This window comes from Vibrio sp. QJM3NY_27 (genome assembly GCF_057785955.1).
In genome coordinates, this window is record NZ_CM173511.1 from 2472984 (window position 1) to 2498458 (window position 25475).

Below are 25475 nucleotides of genomic sequence, written 5' to 3' on the forward strand. Positions count from 1 at the left end.
TCTTTGCTAAGTTCACTGAACGGCAGTGATTTAGATTTATTTAGCTCAAAATTTAAGCATAAAAATCTAAAACCTTACAAAGATTGAGGCACACACTATCAACCATTGAAGTAATTTGCCATAAACAAGTCGCAAAAAATCGGATAATTCTCCGAATTACTCAAGGTCACAGTGTAAATCTCTAATAAAAACCTAATGAATAGTTAATTACACATAGGAATTAATTAAAAAACAGCCTTTAGTGTTGATGTATCTGAATTGATACTTTTATTTAGCATCTTATGCTAGAACACTGTCGGCAAATTAACATTAATGCCACATGAAATCTAATTGCACATCACATATCCCCTAAATAGACTGCACTATTTGTGAGGATTATCACTTTATACAAAACAGCATAAAGCACTGCACCAAAACAGATTTGGAAATGCACCAAGACAGACTAAATCACGCGTTGAATTCATATGCAACTTGACTGATTAACCATTTATTAAAGAACCTTTTATTTATAAATCACTTTGTAGCACGCACAAAAAAACCGACGTCAAACGTCGGCTTTCTTACTATCTACGTCCCAATCTGAAATACGCTTTCACGTTAAGATCGAAACACGCTATGGAGTGGATTACTTCTTCCAACGCTCCGCTGCTTTCGCGTCGGAGTCTCGAGAGTCAACCCAACGAGCCGCCTCAGTAGTACGTTCTTTTTTCCAAAACGGCGCTTTGGTTTTCAGAAAGTCCATAACAAACTCACACGCTTCGAAGGCAGCGCCACGATGTGCACTGGATACACCAACGTAAACAATCTGGTCACCGATATCTAGGTCACCAACGCGGTGAATCACTCGCATCTTCTGGATAGGCCAGCGCGCTTCAGCTTGATCACAGATCTCACTCAGAGACTTCTCTGTCATACCCGGATAATGCTCTAGAGACAAACCTATCACATTGTCACCAAGGTTCATGTCGCGAACTTTACCAACAAACGTCACAACCGCTCCCGCAGCCGTACCTTGAGCTAGATAATCGTATTCGCCACCCACAGAAAAGTCTTCAGCAGTAACCAATACTCTTGGATCAATAACTCGAGAGTCATTCATGGTTAACCTCCAGTAACTGGTGGGAAGAAAGCCACTTCGTCGCCGTCTTTCACTTCAGTCGTCAAAGGTACGATTGATTGGTTGAGTGCTGCCAGCAGCTTGCCCTCTTCCAATGCGATATCCCATTTGCCTTCTTTTGTTACAAGGTGGCTGCGAATCGCTTCAATAGTATTGTATTGCACATCGATCTCTAGGCTATCAACACCGACAAGTTCACGAGTTTGTGCAAAGAAAAGTACCGTAATCATGATTCCACCTTGAAGTGACCTGATTTACCACCCGTCTTCTCTAACAGGCGTACGTTCTCGATAACAATGTCTTTCTGAACAGCTTTACACATATCGTAAATCGTTAGCGCGGCAACAGAAGCGGCCGTTAGCGCTTCCATTTCTACACCTGTCTTACCTGCAAGCTTACATACCGATTCGATACGAACCTTGTTTTCAGACTCAATGGCTTCAAGTTGTACTTCTACTTTAGTCAGTAGTAAAGGGTGACACAGTGGAATCAAGTCCCACGTCTTCTTCGCCGCTTGGATACCAGCAATACGTGCCGTTGCGAAAACATCACCTTTATGGTGGCTGCCAGAAACAATCAGCTCTAGCGTCTCTGCTGACATTTGAACAAAAGCTTCTGCTCTCGCCTCACGTACTGTCTCAGCTTTAGCCGATACATCGACCATGTTCGCTTCGCCAGACGCGTTAATGTGTGTAAATTGGCTCATACTCAAACCACCTTATACAGAAAGATGTGGCATGAAGTTACAAGGACGGTGGCTAGCATCCATCTGTTGCTTGATGATCTTAGTCCAACCGGTGCGGCATGCGCCTGTAGAGCCAGGCATCGCAAAGATAACCGTGTGGTTAGCAAAACCCGCAATCGCACGAGATTGAATCGTCGATGTACCAATCTCTTCGTAAGACACTTGGCGGAAAAGCTCACCAAAGCCTTCAACTTCTTTGTCGAAGAGTGGCTTAAGTGCTTCAGGTGTACTGTCACGAGATGTAAAGCCTGTACCGCCAGTGATCATGATCGCTTGTACGCTGTCATCAGCAATCCACTGAGATACGATAGCGCGGATCTTATACATGTCATCGATAACGATTTGCTTATCAACCACATTGTGGCCAGCTTCTTTAGCATGCTCCGCTAGGTAACCACCTGACGTATCGTTTTCTTCTGTACGAGTATCTGAAACGGTTAGTACTGCAATGTTTGCTGCTTGAAATTTGCTTTCTGCGTGACCCATTTGTTCACCTATTTAAAATTTTTCAATTATTAGGGCGTGTTGACCTTTCGTGATTAAATTTTGTTCGAGATAAAAGCGTTTTAATCGCGGCGAGGGGGAAGTAGCCTAGTCATTCTAAGCAAATCTCCCTCAACAAAGAGTAAAACGCTTTTAGCCGAACCCTTCGGGCAGCGTTTGCTGGTCATTTCTACTACGTTATCGGCTTCTCATGTAGGCTAGCTACACATCAAAGCCTCTGCCTTGTAGAAATACCCAGCAACTCGCTGCAAAAATCAGCTCGAAAGAGCAACACGCCCTAGACTTATTCGCCCAGCTTAAAGAAGCTGAGCGATAAAATGCTTTAGAGTATATGGCGAGTTAACCGCCGATTGACGCCAAGTTTGGAGTCATGCCGCTGTTGCCATCATGCAAGAAGTGGCTAACGGACTTGGTTTGAAGCTGAGCCTGAATTCGATCAATGAGCTCTTGCTCTTGTTGATCTTCTTGAATCAGATCTCTCAGTTCAACACCGTGGTCGCCAAACAGACATAGGTGAAGTTTACCGGTCGCAGAAACACGCAGTCGGTTACAACTCTCACAGAAGTCTTTCTCGTAAGGCATGATCAAACCAATTTCACCCTTGTAGTCTGGGTGGACAAACACTTGTGCTGGGCCATCGTTAACAGCTTTGACTTTTAACAGCCAACCGTTAGCAATAAGCTGATTGCGAATCGCAACGCCAGATACATGATGTTTATCGAACAACTCGTCCATCTCGCCGGTTTTCATCAGCTCGATAAAACGTAATTGAATAGGTTTGTCTTTGATCCAATTAAGGAAGGCTGGTAATTCCTGACTGTTGAGGTCTTTCATCAATACGACGTTGACTTTGACTTGTTCAAAGCCAACCTCAAACGCTTTATCAATGCCTCGCATAACCTCTGTAAACTTATTCTCACCAGTGATCTGATGGAACATGCGCGAATCTAAGCTATCCACGCTCACGTTTATATGGGTTAAACCAGCATCGCGCCATTGCCCTACTTGTTTCTCCATGCGGTAGCCATTCGTTGTCGTGGCTACTTTTTCGATGCCTAGAGTAGAAGCAACAGTATGTATGATTTCAGGAAAGTCTTTACGCAGGCTCGGCTCTCCGCCAGTAATGCGGATCTTAGAGGTACCACAATCTGCAAACGCTTTAACAATACGTTTGATCTCGGGAACACTTAAAAAAGACGAGTTTTTTTGCCCTGACGGTTTATAACCATCTGGCAAGCAGTAAGTACATTTAAAGTTACAGACGTCTGTAACCGACAAGCGCAAGTAATAAAACTTGCGATGGAATCTATCTTCGAATTGTTGCGCCACGGAACACCTTTCCAAACACGGGAGGCATAATCATTTCCAATTAAGCCCTTGTGACAACATGTCACTGGCTCTTGATGCGTATCGGTACAGCAAATACCACTGTGCGACTTAGCATGCGAGAGCTCGGAGTTATGGCAACTGCACGTTATATTCACACGCGCAGTAGCTGAGTAATAAAATACTTAATATTTGTACGTGAATCTAGCTCTGATGACAAAAAACGGGTCACATCGGCAAAAAAAACGTATCAAACCCTCAAAATAACTCTTGTTGAGTATCTGACGAGAAGCATTTAACCTAAATTATAGTTGGTAATAATCTAACAAGAACAAAAAATGAATATTTACTCTTCAAAGAAAGTCGTAGCAATCGGTGGGGGCCATGGCTTAGGTCGCATGCTAGCTGCATTAAAAGACTTTGGTAACAACGCAACTGGCATTGTTGCGACGACAGATAATGGTGGTTCCACCGGAAGAATTCGAGACTGCCAAGGTGGTATTGCTTGGGGAGATACTCGTAACTGTATCAACCAATTAATCACAGAACCTTCGATCAGTTCGATGATGTTTGAATATCGCTTTCGCGGTCAAGGTGAACTCGATGGTCACAACTTAGGTAACCTAATGCTAACGGCGTTAGACAACCTTTCCGTTCGCCCATTGGAAGCAATTAACCTAATTCGAAATATGCTCAAGGTCGATGTCAATATCGTCCCAATGACCGAGCACCCTTCTGATCTAACGGCTCTATCAATGGACGGTCGTTGGGTAACTGGCGAAACTAACGTTGACGACATGACAGAAAAGCTGCGCATGATGGACTTATCTCCAGAAGTACCGGCAACCAAAGAAGCTGTTGCTGCCGTTGAGCAAGCAGACTGCATTGTCCTTGGACCAGGAAGCTTTTTAACCAGTGTGATGCCCCCGCTGCTACTGCCAGAAATTGGCAAAGCAATCGCGGAAAATACCAAGGCAAAAGTTATCTTTGTTGAAAACCTTTCGCCAGAACACGGCCCTGCAGGAAAAATGACGCTTCAAGAACAATTGGAGTGGTGTGAACGTACCTGTAAGGCAAGAAAGATAGACATTGTACTAGGCAATGAACCACACCCTGAATTAGAAGGGCAATGGAATTGTGTGACCACTGATCTTGCCTCTCCTAACCGAGATTGGCGACACGACCGTTTAAAACTCCAACAAGCGATTAGGGATCAACTAGCTTAATGCTTGTAGCTTAGGCTAGACGACAGAGACCAGTAAAAACAAAAAAGGAGCATCATGCTCCTTTTTTAGTCTCTTTAATAACTAGCCGCTTTAGAGATCCGTCATCAACTGCTGATATTCAGTGTACGTTGATAACAGTAGCTCTTGCATATCTTGGAAATCAATCTCGGTTACAGGCAATGCTTGCTTCACTTTTGCGTCTAAGCTAATCGCAAAACTACACAAAGAATCTGCGCCAAAGCTCGCAGCGCTACTCTTAAGTGCATGGCTTATATCAGCCAAGTACTTAGATGTATCCGATGCTTTATTTATCTCTAGATGTTCGTAGTAGCCTTTCAACTCACCTAAGAAGATTTCCAGCAAAACTGGTACATTTTCTTGCCCGATTTCACCGGCAAGTTCATCAACTTTTTGCTGATTTAATACTTTCGTCATTATGATTTTCTTATTGTTTGGTGATTACTGCTTCGCATTCCACGTTTGCAACTTACGGTATATCGTAGATGGACTGACATCTAAGAAACCGGCCGCGCGGGGAATGTTGCCGTCACACGCTTTTATGGCCTGTTCGATAGCCGTCTTCTCAGTGATCCACAATGGGAAAATATCTTTTACCGTGATGTCTTCGTTCTGCTTCTCTTTCAAGCGCAGGCTGTTTTCAATCGGTTGGTTCAATGGTGGTGGAAGCATGTTGAGAGTAATCTCTTTGCCGTTATTCAATACCACCACGTTCCGTAATACGTTTTGTAACTGACGAACGTTACCCGGCCACTCATATTGATTAAAGCGATCAAGCACTTCCTGAGCAAAACGCACAAACGCCTTACCTTCCTCAACCGACATGTAGCCTAGTAACGAGTACGCAATCTCGATGACATCTTCACCGCGCTCGCGCAATGGCGGCAGGTGCAATGGAATCACGTATAAACGATAGTATAAATCTTCTCTAAAGCGACCTTCTTGTACTTCTTTCCAAGGGGCACGGTTGGTTGCACATACGAAACGAACATCGACACTCTTCATCTTCGAAGAGCCAACTTTTTGAAAAGTACCGGTTTGGATAAAGCGCAGCAGCTTAGTTTGCAGCTCTAAGTCCATCTCGCACAATTCATCAAGGAATAGTGTTCCGCCATCAGCGAGTTCAGCGGCACCTTGACGATCAGTTGCGGCACCGGTAAAGGCGCCTTTAACGTGACCAAACAGCTCACTTTCAATCAGATCTTTAGGGATAGCCGCACAGTTGATTGCGATGAAAGGCTTATCGCCACGTTTACTCGCCGCATGAATAGCTTCTGCACATACCTCTTTACCCGTACCACTCTCACCCGTGATGAAAATACTGGCTTTGCTCGATGCGGCAGAGTCGATAGTTCGGTAAACCTGCTGCATGGTTTGGCTGCTGCCGATAAAGCCTTGGTAATTTTGGTTTCCCGGGTGTTCCGAGCTGTTTTTAAGCTTGGTGGCTTTGCGGATCGCGTTGTTCACCGTAATACGGAGTCGGTCGGCTTCACACGGTTTGATAAGGAAATCTTGAGAACCATGACGCATCGCTTCTACGGCGGTATCGATAGAGCCGTGAGCCGTCATGAAGATAACCGGAACTTCAGGGTACTTTTGTTTTACAGCAAATAGCACGTCCATACCCGTCATATCAGGCAGACGTAGATCTAATAAAATAAGGTCTGGGATTCGATGATTCAAACTCTCGATTGCATCGCGGCCAGTGCCGACAATGTTGATATCAATTTCGAGCGGTGTAAGATACGAGCGATATAAAGCTGCTACCGAAGCGGTATCCTCTACCATCAACAAATACTTCGATTTGTTATCTAGCGTTTTTGATTGCATATCCTAGCCATTTATAATTTGCATTTCTTATTATAGTCGCATTCCGCTTTGCATTATGCAAATTAGCCACAACATTTGTAGTGTGTTTTTTTACTTACTTCAAACAATCAATGTTTTATCTATCAGGCACGAACGATGCAACGATATAAATGACCTTCGGGTCACCTAGCCAACTGACGTTGTTAGTGGACCGAGTGTTCACAAACGTAAGCCAGTAGAACATTTACTACTGGCTGTTTTTTTGTCTGAAACACTCTCAATTCTTGTGTTGAGGGGAATACTTCTCGAGTGAAAAGTGAGATTAACTGTTGGTAATAAACTGCTTTCTTAACTGCTCAATTTCATCACGCTTCTGTGCGGCCAATTCAAATTCCAGATTCTGAGCATGCTGATACATCGCAGCTTCTAGCTTGCTGATCTCTTTATCAAGCTGTTGCGGCGTAAGTACTGCATAACTTTCAGAAGGCTCTGCCACCTTAGATAGTGGAACTTGTTTCGATTGGCGCTGCTGCTTCGACTTGGTTAGATCACCCAGTTCCATAATGTCTTTGATATTGCGTTTCAACGCTTGCGGCGTGATGCCTTGCTCTTCGTTGTAAGCCTGCTGTTTCTCTCTACGACGATCGGTTTCATCAATCGCTTTTCTCATCGACTTAGTAATCGAATCACCATAAAGGATCGCTCTACCTTCCAAGTTACGCGCAGCACGACCAATGGTTTGGATCAGAGAACGCTCAGAACGCAAGAAGCCCTCTTTGTCTGCATCAAGAATCGCCACCAGCGACACTTCAGGCATATCCAAACCTTCACGAAGTAAGTTAATACCCACTAACACGTCGAACTCGCCCAAACGTAGGTCTCGAATAATCTCTACACGCTCAACGGTATCGATATCCGAGTGCAAATAACGAACCTTAACACCATGCTCACTAAGGTATTCGGTTAAGTCTTCTGCCATTCGTTTAGTCAACGTAGTGACCAATACGCGCTCTTCTTTAACTGAACGGATTCTGATTTCAGATAACAAGTCATCCACCTGAGTCGCGACAGGTCTTACTTCGATGATTGGGTCTAACAGACCAGTAGGACGCACCACTTGATCAGCAATTTCACCATCTGATTTATCAATCTCATAATTACCCGGCGTGGCCGACACAAAAATGGTTTGTGGCGCGATCGATTCGAACTCTTCAAATTTCATCGGACGGTTATCCAACGCAGAAGGCAACCTAAAGCCAAACTCAACTAAAGTTTCTTTACGAGAGCGGTCACCTTTATACATGGCGCCAATTTGCGGCACAGTTACATGTGACTCATCGATGATCAGCAAACCATCATCAGGCAGGTAATCAAATAACGTTGGAGGCGCTTCCCCTTCCGCACGGCCGCTCAAGTATCGTGAATAGTTTTCGATACCGGAACAGAAACCCAACTCCGTCATCATCTCGATATCAAACTGAGTTCTTTGAGAAATACGCTGTTCTTCTAACAGTTTGTTGTTGTCTTTTAGGTATTGAGCCCTATCGCGCAACTCATCCTTAATTTTCTCAATCGCCTCAAGGATCTTCTCTCTTGGGGTTACATAGTGAGTTTTTGGATAAACGGTAAAACGCGGTAAGTCTCTTTGTTTCACCGCACCAGTCAGAGGATCAAAAATACTAATGCAGTCCACTTCGTCATCGAACATTTCAATTCGAACCGCATCTTGGTCAGATTCAGCGGGAAAGATATCAATAACTTCACCACGAACACGGAACTGCCCACGCTCAAACGCGACATCGTTTCTTGAATATTGCAGCTCAGCCAAGCGGCGTAGGATGTCTCGCTGATCCATCACCTCACCACGACTCAAATGAAGCATCATCTTCAAATAAGACTTAGGATCACCAAGACCGTAGATAGCCGATACAGATGCAACAATAATGGCATCTTTTCTTTCTAACAAAGCTTTGGTAGCTGAAAGTCTCATTTGCTCAATATGAGCATTTATCGACGCATCTTTCTCGATAAAGGTATCCGTGGTTGGAACGTAGGCTTCCGGTTGGTAATAATCGTAGTAAGAAACAAAGTACTCAACGGAGTTATTCGGAAAGAAAGATTTCATCTCGCCATAAAGTTGAGCTGCCAACGTTTTGTTAGGGGCTAACAAAATTGCAGGTCTTTGAGATTGAGAAATGACGTTGGCTAACGTAAAGGTTTTACCAGAGCCCGTAACCCCTAATAGAGTTTGATGTGCCAAACCGGAATCTAATCCATCTAATAATTTGGTTATCGCAGTCGGCTGATCTCCGGATGGGCTATAGTCCGATACCAAGTCAAAGAGTTTACTCATAGGTCGCCATTTCCATACTGTTTTTATAATCAGGTCATTGTCACTCTAGGAGGAGTGTAGTTGCAACTATTATCTAGAGAAATGCATCTTAAGATTAGATATCAGTGATAGCTTTTACTTTTAGAACTTGGTATTATCCGTGCCCTTGCAAGATCTCTTCAGTTAAATCACTTAACTTTTCATCCACTACTTTTCCCCAAAAAATCTAAAAATAGCACTTGTTTTACTGTATATTTTATAATCGTCAAAAGTTATACAATAGTGATATTTTGATACAAATCTTTTAAATACATTACCTTACCTCAGATTTTTATATTCTCAGATTTATCCCAATTATTGTTGTTAAAGTTTCACACACACACTTATCCACAATTTTGGTGGATAACTAAAGAAAGGCTAAATCCGGTAAGGCGTCCAAGAAAGTAAAGTTATTTATATTATTTTTTTCTGCTATTTTTTATTGACAGAAATTCGGACTATTATTAAAATCCGCGTCGCTAACAAGCAATTCCCCTTTAGTTCAGTTGGTAGAACGGCGGACTGTTAATCCGTATGTCGCAAGTTCAAGTCTTGCAAGGGGAGCCAAATTCAGAAAAAAGCTCAATCGAAAGATTGGGCTTTTTTCGTATGTAACTGCGACTAACTTGTTCCAAGTTAATGTCACAAACCTAGCCGCCCGCGTTCAAGTCTCGACAAGGGGGCCAAATTTAAAGAAGCCGCATTACTCGATGCGGCTTTTTGCGTTTTAGCGGTTTGGGAGCGTATTCGACTCGCAACTTCCTTCTCTTTTTGATAGTTCTGAGCACCAAAATCCACAAATATGACCCTATTCGTAGGAAGCAAATCGAGTTCAATTCAAGAGTGATCTTATGAAAGATCCAATTCAACTACTCCTACAAACTTGTCTCACGAAGTAAAAATTGGCCGTCTATACTTACGGTAACTTTAATAATCAATCGATTACCTGATGTTTTTTTCACCAAGTGTCTAAATCCCTAGTGATCCTTGGTTGTTATTAGGTAAGCAAAGCAGGATAATATCGGGATCGGAATCTCAAGAATTAATCCATTATGACCGAATACCTTTTGTTGTTGGTTGGCACAGTGCTGGTCAATAACTTTGTGCTAGTGAAGTTTTTAGGGCTATGTCCTTTCATGGGAGTCTCCAAGAAACTGGAGACTGCGATTGGCATGGGCCTCGCGACGACTTTCGTTCTGACGTTAGCGTCGGTCTCTGCATACCTAGTAGAAACCTACATCCTTACCCCTCTGGGTATTGAATACCTGCGTACCATGAGCTTTATCTTGGTTATCGCGGTGGTTGTTCAATTTACGGAAATGGTCGTTCACAAAACCAGCCCAACACTATATCGCCTATTGGGGATCTTTCTGCCGCTTATCACCACCAACTGTGCGGTATTAGGTGTGGCACTTCTGAACATCAATGAAAACCACAACTTCATTCAGTCAATCATCTATGGTTTCGGTGCTGCGGTTGGTTTCTCGCTTGTATTGATCCTATTTGCTGCAATGCGTGAGCGTATTGCGGTTGCTGATGTTCCAATGCCCTTCAAAGGCGCATCGATTGCGATGATCACAGCAGGCCTAATGTCTCTGGCATTTATGGGCTTTACTGGGTTGGTGAAATAAGCATGAGCACCATCTTAATTGCAATCATTGCACTCGCCGTTTTAGCCGCCGTTTTTGGCGCTATCTTAGGCTTTGCTTCTATCCGCTTTAAAGTAGAAGCCGATCCGATCGTTGATCAAATCGACACAATTTTACCGCAAACTCAATGTGGCCAGTGTGGCTACCCCGGTTGCCGCCCATACGCAGAGGCGATCGCTAACGGAGATAAGATCAACAAATGTCCTCCAGGCGGCCAAGCAACCATTGAGAAGCTTGCAGATTTAATGGGCGTAGAAGTTGAAGACTCCGCTCATGACTTAGATAACAAAGTAAAAACCGTTGCCTTCATTCATGAAGATATGTGTATTGGCTGTACCAAATGCATTCAAGCCTGCCCTGTTGATGCCATTGTTGGTGGCACCAAGGCACTTCACACAGTAATCAAAGATGAATGTACAGGTTGTGATCTATGTGTCGCACCGTGCCCTACTGACTGTATCGAAATGATTCCAGTGGCAACAACGACTGAAAATTGGAAATGGCAGATGAACATCATTCCTGTTACTGATATCACTAACCAAGCGACTGATGCGACCGCGTCAGAGCCTAAGGCATAGGGTTAGTATGATCTCTTTAATTGAACAAATTCGCACGGGCTCAATTTGGAACTTCCCGGGCGGTGTGCACCCTGCTGAAAACAAGAAACAGTCGAATACTACTGATATCGTGCATGCAAGGCTCCCAGAAGAAATCGTTCTTCCAGTGAAACAGCATATCGGTAAGCCTGGTAACTTGTTGGTTGCTGTCGGTGATGCCGTACTCAAAGGTCAACAACTGACGGCCTTAGAGACTGGTTTTACTTTGCCAGTACATGCACCAACATCGGGTGTGATTACCGCTATCGAACCACGAACCACCGCTCACCCTTCAGGCTTGAGCGACGTGTGCGTGGTTATTAAACCTGATGGCCTCGACGCTTGGGTTGCAAAACACCCGGTTGAAGATTTTTCTACAAAGACATCCGATGAACTGCTTGATGTAATTCGCCAAGCTGGTATCTCAGGCATGGGTGGCGCAGGCTTCCCCACCGCTAAAAAGCTTCAATCAGGCTTAGGTCGTACCGACATTTTAATCGTCAACGCTGCTGAGTGTGAACCTTACATCACCTCAGATGACAAGTTGCTGCAAGAGCATGCCGAAGAAGTATTGAAAGGCATCGAAGTGGTTGAACACATCCTTCAACCAAAGCTGACGGTTATCGGCATTGAAGACAACAAACCAGATGCGATAAAAGCACTTGAGATTGCAGCGAAAGACAAAGATATCGTCATTCGTGTTATCCCAACTAAATACCCTTCTGGTGGTGAGAAGCAACTTATCAAGATCCTCACCAACAAAGAGGTTCCAGCTGGCGGTATTCCTGCAGATATTGGTGTTTTGGTTCAGAACGTCGGCTCTCTTTACTCGATTAAGCGAGCGGTAATTGACGGCGAACCTGTGGTTAACCGCGTTGTGACATTAACCGGTAAAACCTTTAAGCAACCTCGTAACGTTTGGGCGCTATTAGGCACACCAGTACATGAGTTACTTGAAGAGTTTGGCTACAAAGCAGATAAAAAACTGCCGCGTTTAATTTTGGGCGGCCCGATGATGGGCTTTACCTTGCCGCATGCCAATGTGCCAATCACCAAAACGTCGAACTGTATTTTAGCGCCAACGCGTCGTGAGATCTCACCAAGCACTTACGAGATGGAATGTATTCGTTGCAGCGCGTGTGCTGAAGCTTGTCCTGCGTCTCTACTTCCTCAACAACTGCAATGGCATGCGAAAGCCAACGAGTTGGATAAGTGTGAAGAGCTGAATATTAAAGACTGTATTGAATGTGGTGCTTGTGCGTTTGTCTGCCCAAGTGAAATCCCTCTTGTTCAGTACTATCGCCAAGCGAAAGCCGAAATCAAAACAAGAAAAGACGAAGCGACAGCTGCAGAGCGCGCCAAGATTCGTTTCGAAGAGAAAAACGCTCGTATGGAGCGTGATAAAGCCGAGCGTGAAAATCGCTTCAAGAAAGCTGCTGACAACCGTCGTAAAGATATGAAGTCTGCGGATGGTGATGATGCGATTGCAGCTGCGATTGCTCGCGTTAAAGCGCAAAAAGCTGCGGCAGACCAAACAGCTAATGCAGAACCAGCAGTGAAACCTGCGGTAGCCGCTGCGATTGCGAAGGCAAAAGCGAAACAAGCTGCAGCTCAAAAAGCAAACGACGCCGGACCTGATAACTCTGAAATGTCTAAGTTACGAGAAGAGCGTAAGAGACAAGCTAGAGAACGTAAAGCACAACAAGCTGCAACGGATAATCCAGCAGAGAACTCTGGCGATACTAAGAAAGATGCTGTCGCTGCGGCTATTGCTCACGCTAAAGCCAAGAAAGCTCAACAAGCGGAGTCAGCGTCTGAAGCTTCAGCTGAAAGTTCTGGCGACGCTAAGAAAGATGCTGTTGCTGCAGCTATCGCTCGTGCTAAAGCCAAGAAAGCTCAACAAGCAGAATCAGCTGCTCAAACCGAAAGTGAAGCGCCGGTTAAAAGTTCTGGCGGCGCTAAGAAAGACGCAGTCGCTGCGGCCATTGCTCGTGCTAAAGCGAAGAAAGCACAACAAGCAGAATCAGCTGCTCAAACCGAAAGTGAAGCTCCAGCTAAAAGCTCTGGCGATGCCAAGAAAGACGCAGTCGCTGCGGCCATTGCTCGTGCTAAAGCCAAGAAAGCTCAACAAGCGGAATCAGCTGCTCAAACCGAAAGTGAAGCTCCAGCTAAAAGCTCTGGCGATGCTAAGAAAGATGCCGTCGCTGCGGCCATTGCTCGCGCTAAAGCCAAGAGAGCACAGCAAGCTAAGCAAGACCAAACAGCAGAAACTCCTGAGCCAGTGATTGAAGTTGAAGCTGAAATTCAATCAGAGCCCGTCGATCCTAAAAAAGCGGCCGTTGCCGCTGCAATAGCTCGCGCTAAAGCGAAGAAAGCACAGCAAGCTAAGCAGGTCGAAGCAGAAGCAACCGCTCCTGAAGCTGTAGTTGAAATTGAAGTGGAAGCTGAGATTCGATCAGAACCAGTCGATCCTAAAAAAGCAGCTGTTGCTGCCGCAATTGCTCGTGCTAAAGCAAGAAAGGCGCAGCAAGAGCAAGACAAAAAGAATAATGAGGAGAAAGAGTAGTGGCCTTCTTTATCGCCAGCTCACCGCACGCACACAATCGTAGAAGCACCCCAGATCTCATGAAATGGGTCGCTATTTGTGCATTGCCAGGTCTACTAGCTCAAACCTACTTCTTCGGATGGGGTACGCTCATCCAGTTAGTATTTGCTATTGCACTTGCCGTTACCTTTGAAGCCGCTGTAATGCTGCTAAGAAAGCGCCCGCCAGTGATGGCATTGCGTGATTACAGTGCGGTTGTGACCGCTTGGCTGTTAAGTGTCGCGATTCCGCCACATTCTCCTTGGTGGATTCTAGTGATAGGTATGTTCTTCGCTATTGTCATCGCTAAGCACCTATATGGCGGCCTTGGACAAAATCCATTTAATCCAGCGATGGTAGCTTACGTTGTTTTGCTGATCTCATTTCCAGTTCAGATGACCAGCTGGAATGCGCCGACCAGCTTAACCGCTGAGGCAACGAGTTTTGTTGACTCCTTCTTGATGATCTTTACTGGTTTCAATAATGAAGGTTTATCTCTTCAACAAGCACGCCTTGGTATTGATGGTACCACCATGGCAACACCACTTGATGCCTTCAAAACCGCATTGACAGCAGGCAACACCGCTTCTGAAGCTCTGTCTCAACCACAATTCAGCTGGTTAGCAGGCGTGGGCTGGGAATGGGTTAACCTTGCCTACCTAGTCGGCGGATTAGTGCTCATCAAGCAACGCGTGATTCAATGGCATATTCCTGTGGCTTTCATCGGCAGCCTTGCGCTGTTTAGCCTGGTATTCTTAATCTTAACTCCAGGTGAAACCGCGTCTCCAACCATTCACCTATTGTCTGGCGCGACTATGCTTGGCGCATTCTTCATTGCAACCGACCCAGTTTCAGCATCAACGACAGTGAAAGGTCGCTTGGTATTTGGTGCGCTGATCGGTGGTCTAGTATTTATCATCCGCAGCTGGGGTGGCTTCCCTGATGGCGTAGCGTTTGCTGTATTGTTAGCCAACATGTGTGTTCCACTGATTGACTACTACACCAAACCTCGTACATACGGCCACTAAGGGAGCGGATACCATGCTAAATGCAATAAAGAAAAACGGTCTTGTACTTGCGATTTTTGCCTGTGCTTCGACAGGTTTGGTGGCCGTTACTCACTACCTGACCAAAGATCAGATCAAACAGCAAGAACAGGCTCAGTTACTGTCTGTGCTTAACCAAGTGATCCCGCACAACCTTCATGACAACGAGCTGTTTTCAGCTTGTACTTTGGTTGAAGCTGAGGAGCTTGGAACAGAACAAGCAATGCCGGCTTATATTGCTACACTCAACGGTGAACCTAGCGCGATTGCGATCGAAGCCATTGCACCTGATGGCTACAATGGTGCAATAAAAGTAATTGTTGGGATGAAAATTGACGGTACCATTTTGGGTACACGTGTGCTTTCCCACAGGGAAACTCCGGGGTTAGGCGATAAGATAGACCTTCGAGTGAGTGATTGGATACTCTCTTTTGCAGGTAAACAAGTAACCGAGTCGAATCTTGATCGCTGGAAAGTTCGCAAAGATGGTGGTGACTTTGACCAGTTTACTGGCGCGACCATCACACCAAGAGCTGTCGTTAAGTCCGTCAAACAGGCGGTGCAGTACGTTAACCAAAACAACCAAGCATTGCTTGCTCAACCTCTAAATTGTGGTGGTGAATAATGAGTGACCATAAAACACTAATCAAAAATGGCATGTGGGCTAACAACCCAGCCCTAGTACAACTTCTTGGCTTATGTCCTCTGTTGGCTGTATCTTCAACTGTGACTAACGCTCTTGGATTAGGTATCGCTACCTTGCTTGTACTAGTTGGCTCGAACGTGTCTGTATCTTTGGTTCGAAACCATGTGCCAAAAGAAGTGCGTATTCCAGTATTCGTGATGATCATTGCGTCACTGGTAACCTGTGTTCAACTTCTGATGAACGCATACGCGTATGGCCTTTACCTCTCTTTGGGTATCTTTATCCCACTGATCGTAACCAACTGTATCATCATTGGCCGAGCTGAAGCCTTCGCTTCTAAAAACGAAGTACTTCCTGCAGCTCAAGATGGTTTCTGGATGGGCCTTGGCATGACATCGGTACTGGTTGTATTGGGTGCGATGCGCGAGGTTATTGGCAACGGAACGCTATTTGATGGCGCAGACCTACTCCTTGGTGATTGGGCTTCGGTGTTACGAATCCAGATATTCCAATTTGATAACAGCTTTTTGTTAGCCCTGCTACCACCCGGTGCCTTCATTGGTGTTGGTTTCTTGATTGCTTTGAAAAACATCATCGACAACCAAGCTAAATCTAGACAGCCAAAACAAGAAAAACCAGCTATTGAACGCGCTCGCGTTACCAATGCCTGATAAGTTACAGTAGCTTAAATCCTGCTGAGTAGCTCAACCGCTCAGCAGGTAAATAGATTGACCAAGCACACATAATAATGACGCTCATAAGAGCGCGTAACCGATGATAAAGCCTGAACCATTGCGGAACTTGTTATTTTAAAACGAGTAAGTTTGAAAGAACTTCGCCGGAACTCAAGCCCTAACTATTTGAAAGTAATGTCGCTATGAACAATGTAAAACGAGTAGAAATACTTGAGCGTTTAAGAGAAAACAATCCAAAGCCAGAAACCGAGCTTAACTGGAACAGCCCTTTCGAGTTGCTGATCGCAGTGCTCTTATCTGCGCAGGCAACCGATGTCAGCGTCAACAAAGCCACTGATAAGCTTTATCCAGTTGCTAATACGCCACAGGCTATTTTCGAGCTAGGTGTCGACGGCCTAAAAGAGTACATCAAGACCATCGGTCTGTTTAATTCGAAAGCAGAAAACACTATCAAAACGTGTCGTATGCTGCTTGACCTACATAATGGTGAAGTACCAGAAGATCGTGCGGCATTAGAAGCCCTTCCTGGCGTTGGCCGTAAGACTGCCAACGTAGTATTGAACACCGCTTTCGGTTGGCCGACTATTGCCGTTGATACTCACATCTATCGTGTATCAAACCGCACTAAGTTAGCAATGGGTAAAACGGTCGACGATGTTGAAGCTAAGCTGCTCAAAGTCATTCCCAAAGAATTCAAATTAGATGTCCACCATTGGCTCATTCTTCATGGACGTTACACCTGTGTCGCGCGTAAACCACGCTGTGGCAGCTGTATCATTGAAGACTTGTGTGAGTTCAAAGAGAAAACAGACGTTTAGGCTCATAAGCTGTTATCCCTAAGCGAAAGAAGCTAAGAAGCTAAGAAGCTAAGAAGCTAAGAAGCTAAGAAGCTAAACAATGCCGCATTTTTCTAGCGGCATAAAACAGAATTACAAAAACGTATACATAATTAAAGCTAGGAGCAAATCATGTCAAACGGTCGTATTTTACACACCATGCTACGCGTGGGTGATCTAGACAAGTCTATCGAGTTCTACACCAATGTAATGGGCATGCAGCTATTACGTAAGAACGAAAACAAAGAGTACGAATACACGCTGGCTTTCGTTGGCTTTGGTGATGAATCTCAAGGAGCTGTGATTGAGCTGACTCACAACTGGGGCACGACTGAATACGACCTTGGCTCAGCTTTCGGTCACGTTGCTATCGGTGTTGATGACATCTACACAACGTGTGATGCAATTAAAGCAGCAGGCGGTAACGTAACGCGTGAAGCTGGTCCGGTTAAAGGCGGCTCTACACACATCGCATTCGTTAAAGATCCTGATGGCTACATGATTGAACTTATTCAGAACAAACAAGCAAGTGCTGGTCTAGAAGGTTAATTCCTAACAAACCGCTATAAAGTTTGGCTTTGAAAATAAAAGCCTAAACCAATACCAAAAGAAGCGAGCCCTATGCTCGCTTCTTTTTTATGTTTCCACGCATGAACAATACCCTTCACTAATTATTATTAACAATCTCACCAATGAAACTTTACATGATAATGATTATCATTTAAATTAACCACCTATTGATTAGTGAGGTAATACAATGATTAGCGAATGGGAAAAACACACGTTACTTGCCGATACTGCATTGCAGCTCGACGATCCTGTACGAAGTATTCTTCACTATCAGCAAGCATTAAACTTAAGCGAAGAAATTACTGAACGCACTGATATTCAGGCTGACGAACGCCTACTGATCTCAGTGATCTCTTGCCACAATCTCGCGCAATTCTGGCGATGGGCTGGTGATACCGAATACGAGCTCAAGTATCTTCAATTGGCTTCAGAAAAAGTGCTGACACTGATCCCGCAGTGCCCTAACACTCAATGTTCCAGCTTTATCGATTCTATTGGTTGCTGTAAGAAAGCACTGATCGATTTTATGAAACGCCATCCCAACCCTAAAATTGCTTCTATGGTAGAAAAGATCGATACCGCGACCAACTGTGAAATGATCGCTCGTTTCCGCTTGAACTAAACGAGTTACGTTTAGACAATGGCTCCAAATTTTAAAGACAAAAAAGCCCGTCATTACGACGGGCTATCTGATTTCAAAACAAGCAATTATTCTGCTTAAACCTGCGTACGACCTAAAGAGATAACAACGCGTCGGTTCTTGTCTTTACCAATTGGCGAATTGTTGTCTGCAATCGGGCGACGTTTACCATAGCCCTGAACTTGGATACGATCTTCTGGCAAGCCTAAAGATTTGAAGTACTCTCTTAACGATTCCGCTCTGCGCTCTGAAAGGTTTTGGCTAATTCCTTTGCTGTCGACAGAATCGGTGTACGTTGCCACCAGCACAAGATCGATGTCTTGGTTATAGCGAACGTAATCGGCGATCTGGCTCAGCCTTTTGCGCGACGACTTGTTCAGCTGATCACTGTTACGGTCATAGTGCAAAATAGTGAAAGAGATATCTTCAAAGCTGTAAGGCAGCAGGTTAGCAACACAGTCACTGAACACATTGTATTTTTCTTGGAATAACACCGACGACAGCGACACTTCGATTCGCTGGTCACGGCTCTGCCACTCTTGGTAACTGAATGTCGGGTAGCGCCCTTTCTCCAACTCACTCAAAATCCCCCAAGCTGTTTGACCGCCAACGTAGCCATCAAATTGTTGGAAGAACTTAATGGTTGTCATGCGATCAGCACTTTCGCCCGGACGCCAAGGTGGCGGCATAGAGATTAAGCTAACATTACGTGTAGCCCCCATCGGGCGACGCATTTTAAGCTCAAAGTCCAAAATGATTTTTTTACTCGCGCGAGATGAGAACTCAGCATCACCAAAATTTGGGATAGGGTGAACCAAGCGGCATTCGAGTGGCGTGTTGGCCACCATCTCCCACGTTGACTGTTGAGGAGATGCTCCGTAACGCTTTTCTTGTGCCATTACTGGTGACGACATAAGTAGCGAAAATAGCATTGAACCTGTTATGAGTTGTTTCTTCATAAAGTGGAGTATCTCTTAAGCAATTCGTTTAACAATGCAGCCAATTGCCGCATTTTTCTCTCACGTTTAAATATGCAATTATCAAGCCGCAATGGATTAGGTAATTTATGATTTATTGCCCTTCCCTAGTTTTTATCACTGCTATTATCTGCAATAATGCAGCCTTAATCACACTTATTTGGGCTAACATGACTGTAGAAAACGAAGCTCTGACCCTAAAAAAACGCTTTCGTGGCTATTTTCCAGTGGTCATCGACGTGGAAACCGCAGGGTTTAACGCTGAAACCGATGCATTATTAGAAATCTGTGCCATTACGTTAAAAATGGATGAGAACGGAGATCTGCACCCTGCATCAACGCTTCATTTTCACATTGAGCCTTTTGAAGGCGCAAATATAGAGCAGGCAGCATTAGACTTTAACGGAATTAAAGACCCATTTAGCCCATTACGTGGTGCTGTGTCGGAACAAGAAGCCCTTAAAGAAATCTACAAGCTAGTGAGAAAAGAACAAAAAGCTTCAGATTGCAGTCGTGCAATCATGGTTGCTCACAACGCTACATTCGATTTGAACTTCGTTAATGCAGCAAGTGAGCGCTGTAAGCTTAAACGCGTCCCTTTCCATCCATTTGCTACTTTTGACACTGCAGCTCTTAGTGGTCTTGCCTACGGTCAAACCGTTTTGGCTAAAGCTTGCCGCACTGCAGGGATGGAATTTGACAACAAAGAAGCACACTCTGCTTTGTATGATACGCAAAAAACCACAGAGTTATTTTGCGGCATTGTAAACAAATGGAAAGCCCTTGGTGGTTGGCCTCTTGTTGACGAAGAATAAAAAAATAGAGTCGGTAAACGTTCACTCGTATTGCCTTCATAAAAAACACAACATCCCGAGAATAATATGAATCCTGTTGTAATTTCAGTTTGCATCATGCTTGTTTTAGCTTTGATGCGCGTAAACGTAGTCGTTGCTCTCACGTTCAGCGCAATTATCGGTGGCGTAGCCTCTGGTATGGGCTTGAACGACGCAGTCGCGGCTTTCGAAAGTGGATTAGGTGGCGGTGCAACTATCGCACTTAGCTACGCTATGCTTGGTACATTCGCTGTTGCTATCTCACGTTCTGGTATCACAGACCTGCTTGCTCAAAGCGTCATTAAGCGTATTCACGGTAAAGAGAACAGTGCAGCATCTAATGGTCTAAAATATGGCATCCTAGCGTCTTTGATCCTAGTGACCATGTCTTCGCAAAACGTAATCCCTGTACATATCGCCTTTATCCCAATCTTAATCCCACCTCTATTAGGCGTATTCGCAAAAATGAACCTAGACCGTCGTCTAGTTGCGTGTGTACTTACTTTTGGTCTGATTACACCTTACATGGTGTTACCGATTGGTTTTGGTGGCATCTTCCTAAACAACATCCTGCTAAAAAACCTTCACGACAACGGTCTTGAAAACGTAGTAGCAAGCCAAGTACCAATGGCGATGTTGTTACCGGCTGCAGGCATGATCTTTGGCCTTCTTACGGCTGTATTCTTTACTTACCGTAAGCCTCGTCAATATAAAGAAACGTCTCATACTGTTGTTTCAACCGAAGTGAAAGAGATCAACAAGAAGCACATTCTAGTGGCTGCTGCTGGTATTGTTGCTGCGCTAACGGTTCAGCTATCGACGGGCTCTATGATCATCGGTGCTTTGGCTGGTTTCATGGTATTCACCTTCGGTGGCGTAATCGCTTGGAAAGAGACACACGATGTCTTCACTAAGGGCGTTCACATGATGGCAATGATCGGTTTCATCATGATTGCAGCGGCAGGTTTTGCGGCGGTTATGAAGCAAACGGGTGGCGTTGAGTCTCTGGTTGAAGCACTTTCAACAAGCATTGGTGACAACAAACCTCTAGCGGCACTGCTTATGCTAGTCGTTGGCCTGTTGGTAACAATGGGTATCGGCTCTTCGTTCTCTACGATTCCAATCCTTGCGACTATCTACGTTCCACTAGCGGCTGCATTTGGTTTCTCACCAATGGCAACGATCGCTTTAGTAGGTACAGCTGCAGCGCTAGGTGATGCGGGCTCTCCGGCTTCTGACTCAACATTAGGTCCAACGTCTGGTCTAAATGCTGATGGTCAACACGAGCACGTTTGGGAAACCGTTGTACCGACATTCTTACACTACAACATCCCACTGATCGTATTCGGTTGGGTTGCGGCTATGGTTCTGTAATTAGGTTCTTTAGCTAAGAATCGATACGCAATAAACCGTAAGTAGTAAGCTATAAGCTAAAGAAAGACATTATAAAGACCGCCTCGTGCGGTCTTTTTTGTTCCTGGGATTCATTCCACTCTTCCTTCCTCTCAATGAACCGGCGACGCCAAACAAAAAAGGCTTACTCTGATGAGTAAGCCTTGGAAATAATTTGCATTAATACAGACAACTCTCGCAGAATTATGCCGCGGGAGCGTTGTTCACAAGCACTTCACGAATCGACTTAAGCGTCGCTTCAGTCGATTGGTAATCTAACTCAACTTCACTAAAGATACCGTTCACTTCAAGCATTAACGTCGGGTAAGAATGTACGCCCATCGCTTCTTTAAAGCCTAACTGGTCATCTAATTCACTTTCCAATAACTTACTAGAAAGATCATTTTCAAACTGTTGTACATTCATCCCTAGCTCTTCAGCTAACTGCAAATGCGTTTCTTGGCTGTGTGGCAACATCACACGAAGATAGTAAGCGTGTTGAATTGCTTCAAGCATCGCTTCGTAATGGTCTTGAAAACCAGCAGCGATCACGGCACGACAAGCCGGGTAAGTGCTGCGAACTGGTTGGCATTCAGTCCAAAATTCATGGTTGAACTCAGTACCCAACTTAGCTTCAATCTGCTTCCAGATAGCTTGCAGCTTACCTTTCATCTCTTCTGACATTGGATCTTCAGAATCAGGGGCCAAACCACCGACTACGTAGTTAAACTCAATACTCGCAGGTAGCTGCTGTTTCAAGAGTTCTAATGTTGGCTTATAACCCCAGCACCAACTGCACATTGGGTCATGCACATAATGAAGTTTTACGTCCATTGTTCATTCCTTATCGAGTCTTTCAAACCATTCAAACAAAAAAGGAGCCTCATTAAGGGCCCCTTCCATTCAATATTTAAGCGCAAAGGCTTAAAGCTTACTCAGCGTCGTCGCCAGCTACTTTAGCAGCCGCTTCTTTAACGATTGGCTGAAGTTCGCCTTTTTGGAACATCTCAAGAATGATGTCACAACCACCGATCAGCTCACCGTCAACCCAAAGTTGTGGGAACGTTGGCCATTGTGCGTAAGCTGGAAGCTCTGCACGGATGTCAGGGTTTTGTAGGATATCTACGTAAGCAAATTTTTCACCACATGCCATTAGAGCTTGAGATGCTTGAGAAGAAAAACCACAGCTTGGCAGCTTAGGAGAACCTTTCATGTAAAGTAGAATGGTGTTTTCTTCAATTTGCTGTTTGATTTTATCGATAGTTTCCATTGCTTCCTCGTTAATGGATTACGGCTTTTATTGCCTTTATTCTACCCCAAACCAAAAGAATAAAAACCATATAAAAAAAGCGGTTTACGAGCTAAGCTAACAATTCACACAAAAGTGATGAATTAAGCTTTTAATAAAGTAAAAACTTGCTAAACTATATCGCAAGTCAGCAAATTGACCATGGTTGGCTGTAAAGCGAACCATGAATAATAATATCACTGGAAGCAATCGAAAGAGTTAACTCTTTCATATCAATGGAGAATTGAGCAATGGCATTTGAACTACCGGCTCTTCCTTACGCGAAAGACGCGCTAGAACCACACATCTCAGCAGAAACGCTAGATTTCCACCACGGTAAGCACCACAACACTTACGTTGTTAAGCTAAACGGTCTTATCCCAGGTACTGAGTTTGAAGGCAAAACACTAGAAGAGATCGTTAAGACTTCTACTGGTGGTGTTTTCAATAACGCTGCTCAAATCTGGAACCACACGTTCTACTGGCACTGTCTTGCTCCTAAAGCAGGCGGCGAACCAACTGGCGCTGTTGCAGAAGCTATCAACGCTGCGTTCGGTTCTTTCGAAGAATTCAAAGCGAAATTCACTGATTCAGCAATCAACAACTTCGGTTCTTCTTGGACTTGGTTAGTTAAGAAAGCTGACGGTTCTCTAGACATCGTTAACACTTCTAACGCTGCTACTCCTCTAACAGAAGAAGGTGTTACTCCACTTCTAACTGTTGACCTATGGGAACACGCTTACTACATCGATTTCCGCAATGTTCGCCCTGACTACATGGCTGCATTCTGGAACCTAGTAAACTGGTCTTTCGTAGAAGAGAACCTAGCTAAGTAATTATTACTTACGCTGCGCTATTTATAGCGAGTTATCTATTGAAAGCTCATGCCTCGGCGTGAGCTTTTTTGTATCTGTCGTATTCCACAAAATCTTGACCTTTCTTAACCAATTAACCAGTTAGCCAGTTAGCCAGTTAGCCAGTTAGCCAGTTAGCCAGTTAGCCAAGAGAGCTTACTTCTCGACCAATTCCTAGCACTCTTCCCCGCCCTGCATAAATTCTCTATTTGCCTGTAATTAAACACTAAAGTTTGCCGACTCCATGCCGTTAAAGGTGTATCCAATGAGAGGCAGCATGCAAATACATACTTTAGACAAAGCAGGAATCATCAACGAACTGAAGTTCGGCATCGGGATCAGCCAAGCGGTTGAGCAAGGTCGCCGTGCAGATTTCGCGTTGCTGTTGTCTATGTTTTCTAATGACGTTCGTGATTGCACGCCGATTGACACCATTGAAGTCACAGAGACAACTGAAGATCGCCTGCGTAAACACTTCGGCGTTGCAGAACCGCAACAGCTGCGTTCGAACCAATCTTCGTATGAGATTTCAGCTCAGCAATCTAATCATTTTCATCAAGCTAGCCTTGCCAGCACAAAACTCAGCCATTACTTGAAACCGGAAGCCCTTGCTTTCATGCCTGAAGATACGGCCGACTTACCCGAAGAGGTTTACCAAAACCTTTCTGGTCATGACCGTCGCAAACTCGCAAACAAGCATTTACCTGATTTGCCACATGCCACGCTCTATAATGAGCTAACAACCGCGCAACGTCAGTATCAAATTCAAGCTCAAGTATAGCGGTACCTACCTTTCCTCTTTTTCGCTTTCCATTCACAGCGATTCTTCGATTAACTCGCACACTTCAAACCATTCATACGAGTGATATGAACCACTAGTCTTAGGCAACCTAAAAACACCAAATGTCGGTTAACGCTTGAAGTTACTACAAAATGTGACGTGCCACTAAGTTCATAGAAACTTATTAATTGGCGTACCTTAGTTTGAACCAATTCACACCCATTGTATGAAATTTGACCCATCCTTATCGGACACGGACGATTTGTTTAGGTACTGGGATGGAAATAAAAAGCTCAATCATATTGGTAACATCTGCCGGCTCGCGACTGGGAGGGACGATTGCGAACCACTTTGTAAACCTTGGAGCAACCGTCATCCTGTGCGACAACGATCCTGAAGCACTTCAGGCTACCTATGTACAATGCGCTCGCTTTTCTGATTCTGTTTACAGCTACACGCTTAAAAACAATGATAACCAAGCGATCCTTAACGTATTCGATTTTATTCAAAACACGTTCAACACCACTCCAGATGTGTTAGTTAATAACTGGATAAGCTCACCTATGCCTAGCCTTATTGGTGATCAGCCGGTGAGTCGTTTTATTAATGACTTATCTTCTATGGCTTCTACTCTATTCGCTTTTGGTCAAATCAGTGCTGAGCGCTTGCGAGAGGAGGAGAAAGAAGGCGTGATTGTGAATGTGATATCTCATGATGACTTTCATGATGTATCCGGCCTAGAGAGCGCAAACTCAATGATAACCGGCTTTACCCATAGCTGGGCCAAAGAACTGACTCCATTTGGTATACGAGTCGGGGGCGTTGTCCCCGCGGTTCATAACTCCGACGGCAAACTCAACCGATGCCACTGGGCTCAGCTGCAAGATGAACTGACCAGAACAACGGAATACATCGTCTCTAATGATTACTTTAGTGGGCGAGTGGTCGCTGCTGAGGTTTAGTTCTTCCCCG

26 protein-coding genes, 1 tRNA gene and 1 riboswitch are annotated in these 25475 nt (G+C 44.6%); of the genes, 16 read left to right on the forward strand and 11 right to left on the reverse strand.

The features are described from left to right. Positions 1 to 625: 625 nt before the first annotated feature. The 5 genes from moaE to moaA form a co-directional block, all read right to left on the reverse strand. The gene (gene moaE, locus AC3CIA_RS10920; RefSeq protein ID WP_065204944.1) at positions 626 to 1099 is read right to left on the reverse strand and encodes a molybdopterin synthase catalytic subunit MoaE; all 474 of its coding nucleotides are present in this window, start codon (positions 1097 to 1099) and stop codon (positions 626 to 628) included. A gap of 2 nt (positions 1100 to 1101) precedes the next feature. Continuing rightward, positions 1102 to 1347, reverse strand: coding sequence for a molybdopterin synthase sulfur carrier subunit (gene moaD / locus AC3CIA_RS10925; RefSeq protein ID WP_488518118.1), 246 nt, complete (start codon positions 1345 to 1347; stop codon positions 1102 to 1104). Next, positions 1344 to 1823 (reverse strand): cyclic pyranopterin monophosphate synthase MoaC, encoded by a 480-nt coding sequence (gene moaC, locus AC3CIA_RS10930; RefSeq protein ID WP_004734026.1) that lies wholly within the window; start codon positions 1821 to 1823, stop codon positions 1344 to 1346. Before moaC ends, moaD begins: the two co-directional genes overlap by 4 nt. Positions 1824 to 1835: 12 nt before the next feature. Then, on the reverse strand, positions 1836 to 2348 hold the full coding sequence (gene moaB / locus AC3CIA_RS10935; RefSeq protein ID WP_010437177.1) for a molybdenum cofactor biosynthesis protein B: 513 nt from the start codon (positions 2346 to 2348) through the stop codon (positions 1836 to 1838). Positions 2349 to 2705: 357 nt separating this feature from the next. Then, positions 2706 to 3695: a GTP 3',8-cyclase MoaA gene (gene moaA / locus AC3CIA_RS10940; protein ID WP_280612490.1), complete on the reverse strand. Its 990-nt coding sequence runs from the start codon at positions 3693 to 3695 to the stop codon at positions 2706 to 2708. Next, a riboswitch (molybdenum cofactor riboswitch) is annotated at positions 3684 to 3836 on the reverse strand. Its footprint overlaps the gene before it by 12 nt. A 194-nt stretch (positions 3837 to 4030) precedes the next feature. Here moaA and AC3CIA_RS10945 point away from each other — a divergent pair. Further along, positions 4031 to 4918 (forward strand): YvcK family protein, encoded by an 888-nt coding sequence (locus AC3CIA_RS10945; protein WP_017063463.1) that lies wholly within the window; start codon positions 4031 to 4033, stop codon positions 4916 to 4918. A 90-nt stretch (positions 4919 to 5008) separates the two neighbouring features. Here AC3CIA_RS10945 and luxU read toward each other — a convergent pair whose 3' ends face one another. The 3 genes from luxU to uvrB all read right to left on the reverse strand — a co-directional run bounded on the left by luxU (position 5009) and on the right by uvrB (position 9098). After that, positions 5009 to 5353 (reverse strand): quorum-sensing phosphorelay protein LuxU, encoded by a 345-nt coding sequence (gene luxU / locus AC3CIA_RS10950; protein ID WP_017063462.1) that lies wholly within the window; start codon positions 5351 to 5353, stop codon positions 5009 to 5011. 24 nt (positions 5354 to 5377) lie between these two features. Next, positions 5378 to 6766 (reverse strand): quorum-sensing sigma-54 dependent transcriptional regulator LuxO, encoded by a 1389-nt coding sequence (gene luxO / locus AC3CIA_RS10955; protein WP_488518119.1) that lies wholly within the window; start codon positions 6764 to 6766, stop codon positions 5378 to 5380. A gap of 301 nt (positions 6767 to 7067) precedes the next feature. Continuing rightward, the gene (gene uvrB, locus AC3CIA_RS10960; RefSeq protein ID WP_054547236.1) at positions 7068 to 9098 is read right to left on the reverse strand and encodes an excinuclease ABC subunit UvrB; all 2031 of its coding nucleotides are present in this window, start codon (positions 9096 to 9098) and stop codon (positions 7068 to 7070) included. A gap of 509 nt (positions 9099 to 9607) precedes the next feature. Here uvrB and AC3CIA_RS10965 point away from each other — a divergent pair. From AC3CIA_RS10965 to AC3CIA_RS11010, 10 genes are all read left to right on the forward strand, one after another. Beyond that, positions 9608 to 9683: transfer RNA gene (locus AC3CIA_RS10965), tRNA-Asn, on the forward strand. A gap of 485 nt (positions 9684 to 10168) precedes the next feature. Next, positions 10169 to 10747, forward strand: a complete 579-nt coding sequence (gene rsxA / locus AC3CIA_RS10970) for an electron transport complex subunit RsxA (RefSeq protein ID WP_004734039.1) — start codon at positions 10169 to 10171, stop codon at positions 10745 to 10747. Positions 10748 to 10749: 2 nt separating this feature from the next. Then, positions 10750 to 11343, forward strand: a complete 594-nt coding sequence (gene rsxB / locus AC3CIA_RS10975; RefSeq protein ID WP_004734040.1) for an electron transport complex subunit RsxB — start codon at positions 10750 to 10752, stop codon at positions 11341 to 11343. A 7-nt stretch (positions 11344 to 11350) separates the two neighbouring features. Then, on the forward strand, positions 11351 to 13927 hold the full coding sequence (gene rsxC / locus AC3CIA_RS10980; protein ID WP_488518120.1) for an electron transport complex subunit RsxC: 2577 nt from the start codon (positions 11351 to 11353) through the stop codon (positions 13925 to 13927). Next, on the forward strand, positions 13927 to 14973 hold the full coding sequence (gene rsxD / locus AC3CIA_RS10985; RefSeq protein ID WP_004734042.1) for an electron transport complex subunit RsxD: 1047 nt from the start codon (positions 13927 to 13929) through the stop codon (positions 14971 to 14973). The genes rsxC and rsxD overlap by 1 nt, the downstream gene beginning before the upstream one ends. A gap of 13 nt (positions 14974 to 14986) precedes the next feature. Continuing rightward, positions 14987 to 15616 (forward strand): electron transport complex subunit RsxG, encoded by a 630-nt coding sequence (gene rsxG, locus AC3CIA_RS10990; RefSeq protein WP_016793915.1) that lies wholly within the window; start codon positions 14987 to 14989, stop codon positions 15614 to 15616. Next, complete coding sequence (locus AC3CIA_RS10995) at positions 15616 to 16308, forward strand: electron transport complex subunit E (RefSeq protein ID WP_017088559.1); 693 nt, start codon at positions 15616 to 15618, stop codon at positions 16306 to 16308. The genes rsxG and AC3CIA_RS10995 overlap by 1 nt, the downstream gene beginning before the upstream one ends. A gap of 206 nt (positions 16309 to 16514) precedes the next feature. Further along, positions 16515 to 17150, forward strand: a complete 636-nt coding sequence (nth, locus tag AC3CIA_RS11000; protein WP_488518121.1) for an endonuclease III — start codon at positions 16515 to 16517, stop codon at positions 17148 to 17150. Positions 17151 to 17300: 150 nt separating this feature from the next. Next, entirely contained in the window at positions 17301 to 17717 is a 417-nt protein-coding gene (gene gloA, locus AC3CIA_RS11005; RefSeq protein ID WP_054547234.1) for a lactoylglutathione lyase, read from the forward strand. A gap of 208 nt (positions 17718 to 17925) precedes the next feature. Then, positions 17926 to 18360: a DUF2753 domain-containing protein gene (locus AC3CIA_RS11010; protein WP_004734047.1), complete on the forward strand. Its 435-nt coding sequence runs from the start codon at positions 17926 to 17928 to the stop codon at positions 18358 to 18360. Between the two features lie 95 nt (positions 18361 to 18455). Here the strand turns inward: AC3CIA_RS11010 and motY are convergent, their stop codons facing one another. After that, positions 18456 to 19337 carry a flagellar protein MotY gene (gene motY / locus AC3CIA_RS11015; protein WP_004734048.1) on the reverse strand — a complete coding sequence of 294 codons (882 nt, stop codon included), beginning with the start codon at positions 19335 to 19337 and terminating at the stop codon, positions 18456 to 18458. Between the two features lie 188 nt (positions 19338 to 19525). Here motY and rnt point away from each other — a divergent pair, with 188 nt between their 5' ends. Then, positions 19526 to 20170, forward strand: coding sequence for a ribonuclease T (rnt, locus tag AC3CIA_RS11020; RefSeq protein ID WP_017061178.1), 645 nt, complete (start codon positions 19526 to 19528; stop codon positions 20168 to 20170). A gap of 66 nt (positions 20171 to 20236) precedes the next feature. After that, positions 20237 to 21562 carry a Na+/H+ antiporter family protein gene (locus AC3CIA_RS11025; RefSeq protein WP_054547232.1) on the forward strand — a complete coding sequence of 442 codons (1326 nt, stop codon included), beginning with the start codon at positions 20237 to 20239 and terminating at the stop codon, positions 21560 to 21562. A 222-nt stretch (positions 21563 to 21784) separates the two neighbouring features. On the opposite strand, the gene AC3CIA_RS11030 is transcribed toward AC3CIA_RS11025, so the two are convergent. Both AC3CIA_RS11030 and AC3CIA_RS11035 read right to left on the reverse strand, forming a co-directional pair. Continuing rightward, positions 21785 to 22414: a DsbA family protein gene (locus AC3CIA_RS11030; protein ID WP_488518122.1), complete on the reverse strand. Its 630-nt coding sequence runs from the start codon at positions 22412 to 22414 to the stop codon at positions 21785 to 21787. 97 nt (positions 22415 to 22511) lie between these two features. Next, the gene (locus tag AC3CIA_RS11035) at positions 22512 to 22850 is read right to left on the reverse strand and encodes a Grx4 family monothiol glutaredoxin (protein ID WP_017076187.1); all 339 of its coding nucleotides are present in this window, start codon (positions 22848 to 22850) and stop codon (positions 22512 to 22514) included. Between the two features lie 269 nt (positions 22851 to 23119). Here AC3CIA_RS11035 and sodB point away from each other — a divergent pair, with 269 nt between their 5' ends. The 3 genes from sodB to AC3CIA_RS11050 all read left to right on the forward strand — a co-directional run bounded on the left by sodB (position 23120) and on the right by AC3CIA_RS11050 (position 25465). Next, the gene (gene sodB, locus AC3CIA_RS11040) at positions 23120 to 23704 is read left to right on the forward strand and encodes a superoxide dismutase [Fe] (RefSeq protein ID WP_004734050.1); all 585 of its coding nucleotides are present in this window, start codon (positions 23120 to 23122) and stop codon (positions 23702 to 23704) included. Between the two features lie 295 nt (positions 23705 to 23999). Continuing rightward, positions 24000 to 24503: a VC2046/SO_2500 family protein gene (locus AC3CIA_RS11045; protein WP_301335836.1), complete on the forward strand. Its 504-nt coding sequence runs from the start codon at positions 24000 to 24002 to the stop codon at positions 24501 to 24503. Between the two features lie 278 nt (positions 24504 to 24781). Next, positions 24782 to 25465, forward strand: coding sequence for an SDR family oxidoreductase (locus AC3CIA_RS11050; protein WP_065103206.1), 684 nt, complete (start codon positions 24782 to 24784; stop codon positions 25463 to 25465). Positions 25466 to 25475 lie beyond the last annotated feature (10 nt).